We start from the raw sequence: 4,616 nt of genomic DNA, 5'->3' as shown, positions 1-4,616 counted from the left end.
TTCGTTTAATGACTCGCCGATTAGCTTCTTAAGCTTTTATTTACAAATCAGCTCTAAAGCATCTACAACAATCACCAACCGTTCACCGGCAGATAAGTTTTCTCTAACCTTAGCCAACAAGGTTGATAAATCAGCATCTTGAGCATCTGACAACTGGTAACGGGTGATCAATTGTTGACGGATTTTCCTTAGGAATAATTCTGGACGATTCATGCCCTCAGCACGACTATTAAAAAAACAAATAGCGTCTGGATTATCTAATACATATTTAGCAGCAATGGCGCTTTTACCCATCCCAGCATCACCAATAACAGTAAAGTAGCCATGAGTAGTGTTGCTGAAAAAGTCTTCAATAGCCTTAAAGACAAACTCACGTCCGCAAAATAAGTCAGTTTTGTCTTGAATAAATTGATCAAACTCTGGTGGTAACTGCTGTTGAGGCTCCCAGTCTTTTCTGTCAACGATATCAGTTGGTTTAATATTTAGAACCTTGCAAATATTTCTAACTGCCCATCGTTCTACTCCATGGGGACAATCTTTAGTACCAAGCAAGCGCTTAACGGTATCCACAGAGACACGGGCTTGCTGTGCTAGTTTCTCTTGAGTTAGTCTAGCGTCTTTGTAAGCTTGTTTGAGTCTGGCTTTACCTTGCTGACTCGATCGCACTTTGTCAGATTCGAGCATTTTGATTTTAGGGAGTAGGGAGTAGGGAGTAGGGAGCAGCGAGCAGGGAGTCGGGAGTCGGGAGTCGGGAGTCGGGAGTCGGGAGTCGGGAGTCGGGAGTCGGGAGTCGGGAGTCGGGAGTCGGGAGTCGGGAGTTATGTAACTCGTGGTTACTGGGAATTTCACCAACTAGGGCAGATAGGTTTTTCTTGATTAACCTATTTGCCCTAATCTATTTTACACAGGACTTACGCAACGCCCCCTAAATCCCCCAATTCTGGGGGACTTTGACTTGATTACCCCCCAAAATTGGGGGGCAGGGGGGCAAAACCGACTAACTTCGTAAGTCTGATTACAGCAATAGGGCAAAGCCTAACATCAACTCAACCCATCTGCCCTTGCTGTAGATAGTTTCCTCTGAATAAGATACGAATATCAGCAGCAAACGATAGAAGATTTAGGAGACTAACAATGCCCTTTAATTTTAATAAGAAGCCACAAAATAACGATGACTACCGTGATATCAAAGAAGAAATCATCCGGGAATTATTACGACAAGTAAGACATAGTTACAACCTTGCTCTTGGTGTAACTGCTGCATCCGCGTTGATGACTTTATTTGGTGTCGGATTGTTATATATTGACAAAGTGTCGGAAGCAAGCCTGACCGCATCGGGCGGAGTTTTGGGCACTATTAATAGTGTCCAATTCGCCAAGGATTCACAGGAAGAATTAGAGGAAATGATGCATAAATTGTTAGATGAAACAGGGGATTAGTGTGGGGAGATAGGGAGATGGGGAGATGGGGAGATGGGGAGATTTGTATTAATGGTAGTGGTAAAATCCCTATATACTTTCTTGCCTATTGCCTATTGCCTCTTGCCGGGTGCATCTCCTAAAAGCTGTTTAATCCGGTGGGTGGAATGGGCATCTTGCCCGTTTCCTACGCACCCTACGCAACATTTACTGTTCCCTGTTCCCTGTTCCCTGTTCCCTACTTTTATAAAATGTTTACCTTTCAATTCACCAATTTACAACATTCCCGTTGGGTTACCTCATGACGATAGCGAAACATTTGCTCTAATTGCAGCGTTACTAACCAACCAAACATTTCTTCCACTAACGCTCCTCCTGGTAAAGCAAATTCAATGGAATCAGTTAGCCTAGTTTTCTGGTCTTCTGGAATAAATTGATGGCGATGAACCCAATACTCAAAGGGTCCATCTTTTTGTTGATCACTGAAGAGTCGGTATTGCTCATACTCGATATGAACAGCAATCCATTGTAAGGGAATTAGACCAAGAAAAATCCGAAATTCCGAAACAGCTCCAATCCCTAAACCTCCTTCACGACGGATCACCTGGATTGGTTGCCAGGGTGGAGTGAGCAGATCGAGTATATCATCTCGCTCGTGAAAGGTCCAAACTATGTCAACTGGTGCATTGATGATAGTAGAATAGTTGAAGTGCAGCATTACAGCAGTTTTGAATTGGGTTAGGTACTTACGCCAGCGGGTTTTAGGGAGCAGGGAGCAGGGACTTCGGAGCAGTTAAGAGGTAAGAGAGAAAAAATCCTGTGTACCTTATATCTATGAAAAACGGTGTAAATCACCAAGTTATGAATAAATCTAAAACGCTGGTTTAGAGACCATACCCTGTCAACCTTCAACCTGTCAACCTGTCAACCTTCAACTGATCAACTTGTTAACCTGTCAACCTGTCAACCTGTCAACCTACCCTACGGGAACGCCAAGGGGGAACAACTTGTCAACCTGTGAAAGCAATCAAAAGGTTAGAGCTGGTAACGAGAGTCATTCCAACCATAAATTGGGTCTTTTGACTGCTCTTTTTGGCGATTTTTTCTGATCTGAGTTGCTCTAATCAGGGTTTGCTTGACAATACTGACCAGGTTATACCATGTTATGTTCTGATTTTTGAGTAATTCCCGGATTCCTTGCAGAGCCAGTTTAGCGGCTAGAGATTCGGTTTCTTCTTCTGGTCTGATTGGTGTACAAACCCTGATCGGGTCTCGTTGCACGGCAGCAAAGGCTTGACGCACAGTAGTGCTAATCTCCTGCCTTAGTTTTTTGTTACCCTTTAACTGCTGCTGACGCCTCCCCTCTTCACTGGAAGCATACAGAGGTGGTAAACGATTGAGGGCGTAGGTAGCCACTTCTACCTGGTTGATATACTTAGCTAGCTTTGGAGAAAGTCGAGACTTTTGACGCTCTACTTCCTGAGTCACTAAGATTTCCATGACATTTTGATATGTTATTGCTTGATGTAATCGATGTGCTTCCATGACTTAACCAGTTAGATATTGCAATAAATAAAAAATCCTTGACGAGTGGCAAGATCAAAGATGGCAAGGTGAAAGACATTTTGTTTTACCTACGCAAGAACCAGCTCGTCAAATACCCTAATTGGGGTTACCATTTCTTAGTAACCCCTTTTTTGAACTCCTGTTGGATTAGCTTTGAGCTTCTACTACTGTAGTGAAGCTCTTTTAGATAGCTGTTATGTATCCTCTCAGGAACTCTAAACAATAGCTCTTTAGTATTTTTTTAGATTTGAGCTTAACCCCACACCTGGCCAGGGGAATCTGGTACTCACAATAATAACTCATCTTTTTGTTTCCGCCTATGATATATATCACAGGCAAAAGCCATGGTTGCGATCGCAATCCCAATGGTGAACCAGTCGCATTTTGTATAAATCTAGTACTAATTACTAAGTACTCAGGTCTTGATCAGAGTTTTTACTTATTACAAATTACCTAGGATTGCTAGAGCGATAATTATGTGTTATAATTAAAGGGTTTGGTTATTTTTTTTGACGACGCTGGATAATCTTTTCAGATACTTCTAAATCGACCTGGACTTTTCTAATTGCTAAGTCTGCGGGTAATCCTCTGAGATACCAGCGGTATACCTTGGCTAAGGTAGATTCATCGGCTTCAGCCATAGCCGATGCGATCGCATTTTGAACAGCACTAGGTACCATTTCCTTTAGGGTGGGGAATCGCTTGCTAGTCAACTCATCCCGACCACTTTTCAAGTTTAAGAAATCTTTAAATCCAGCCTTTGTTCCCATCGCAATCAGCTCATAGATCTGGTTAGCAAGTTTTGGTAGAGGTTGAACCTTGGGCAACTCAGAGAACTGCTCAGCCAGTTTTGCTAAAGAAGGTTTAGCCTTGGGCAACTCAGAGGACTGGTTAGCCAGTTTTGGTACAGCAGGTTTAGCCTTGGGCAACCCAGTTGGGTTCTTTCTGACAGCGTTAACCCCTTGGCGTTGATCCATAGCCTGATTCGCAGCGGCATCGGCTTCTGAATTCTGTGCTCGGGGAATCCACTCCAATTGAACAGAGTCAAACTGATTCAGCAGTGACTTAGCCTTTGTCCATAACGGTCGTAAGTGGGGTGTTTTAACTCTCCAGGTACCTTTAAGCTGATTGATAACTAGTTGAGAATCTCCTTTTAGGACTACCTGGCCAGCACCGATTTCCAAGGCTTTCTCCAAGCCAAGAATGGCTCCAGTATATTCGGCCTGATTGTTGGTAGCATGAGGGAAAAATTGACTAACCCTAATGGTTTGAGCTCCCGGTTGTTTAATAATAGCAGCAGCACCGGCTATTCCAGGATTTCCACGAGACCCCCCATCAAATAGGATAGTAATTTTGTTGTTAGTCTTTTTAGCTGTTACGTTGACTGATTGGTTGTTCATTTAGATTCGCTTTTGCGTTCACCCAGCAGCTCCTACAGAGCATCGCCAAATGCCTCTTAAGAAGGGAATTCTAGCCTACATATAATAAGGTATAGCAGTTCTTAATGAGGTGAGGGTTTTCGTGCTGGGTTAATGGGAGTCGGGAGTCGGGAGTCGGGAGTCGGGAGTCGGGAGTCGGGAGTCGGGAGTCGGGAGTCGGGAGTCGGGAGTCGGGAGTCGGGAGTCGGGAGT

The 4,616-nt window shown here is 43.8% G+C and carries 6 protein-coding genes; 2 read left to right on the top strand and 4 right to left on the bottom strand.

What is annotated here, in order from left to right; all coding sequences use genetic code 11:
- Window positions 1-36: 36 nt before the first annotated feature.
- Entirely contained in the window at window positions 37-849 is an 813-nt protein-coding gene (locus tag BJP37_RS33980; RefSeq protein WP_229415620.1) for a helix-turn-helix domain-containing protein, read from the bottom strand.
- A 285-nt stretch (window positions 850-1,134) separates the two neighbouring features.
- On the opposite strand from BJP37_RS33980, the gene BJP37_RS33975 reads away from it, so the two are divergent.
- Window positions 1,135-1,440, top strand: a complete 306-nt coding sequence (locus BJP37_RS33975; protein WP_075906807.1) for a TRADD-N-associated membrane domain-containing protein — start codon at window positions 1,135-1,137, stop codon at window positions 1,438-1,440.
- A gap of 241 nt (window positions 1,441-1,681) precedes the next feature.
- On the opposite strand, the gene BJP37_RS33970 is transcribed toward BJP37_RS33975, so the two are convergent.
- A complete protein-coding gene (locus tag BJP37_RS33970; protein ID WP_075906805.1) occupies window positions 1,682-2,137 on the bottom strand; it encodes an SRPBCC family protein in 456 nt (151 codons plus the stop codon).
- Window positions 2,138-2,454: 317 nt separating this feature from the next.
- Window positions 2,455-2,964 (bottom strand): late competence development ComFB family protein, encoded by a 510-nt coding sequence (locus BJP37_RS33965; RefSeq protein ID WP_075906802.1) that lies wholly within the window; start codon window positions 2,962-2,964, stop codon window positions 2,455-2,457.
- A 340-nt stretch (window positions 2,965-3,304) separates the two neighbouring features.
- On the opposite strand from BJP37_RS33965, the gene BJP37_RS40590 reads away from it, so the two are divergent.
- On the top strand, window positions 3,305-3,442 hold the full coding sequence (locus tag BJP37_RS40590) for a hypothetical protein (protein WP_158069896.1): 138 nt from the start codon (window positions 3,305-3,307) through the stop codon (window positions 3,440-3,442).
- Between the two features lie 43 nt (window positions 3,443-3,485).
- Here the strand turns inward: BJP37_RS40590 and BJP37_RS33960 are convergent, their stop codons facing one another.
- A complete protein-coding gene (locus tag BJP37_RS33960) occupies window positions 3,486-4,385 on the bottom strand; it encodes a ribonuclease HI family protein (RefSeq protein WP_075906800.1) in 900 nt (299 codons plus the stop codon).
- Window positions 4,386-4,616 lie beyond the last annotated feature (231 nt).

It is taken from the genome of Moorena bouillonii PNG, from assembly GCF_001942495.1.
In the GTDB taxonomy this organism is placed as follows: domain Bacteria; phylum Cyanobacteriota; class Cyanobacteriia; order Cyanobacteriales; family Coleofasciculaceae; genus Moorena; species Moorena bouillonii.
Note: the sequence above shows the minus strand (reverse complement) of the source record. Positions and strands in the feature narration are given on the sequence as shown.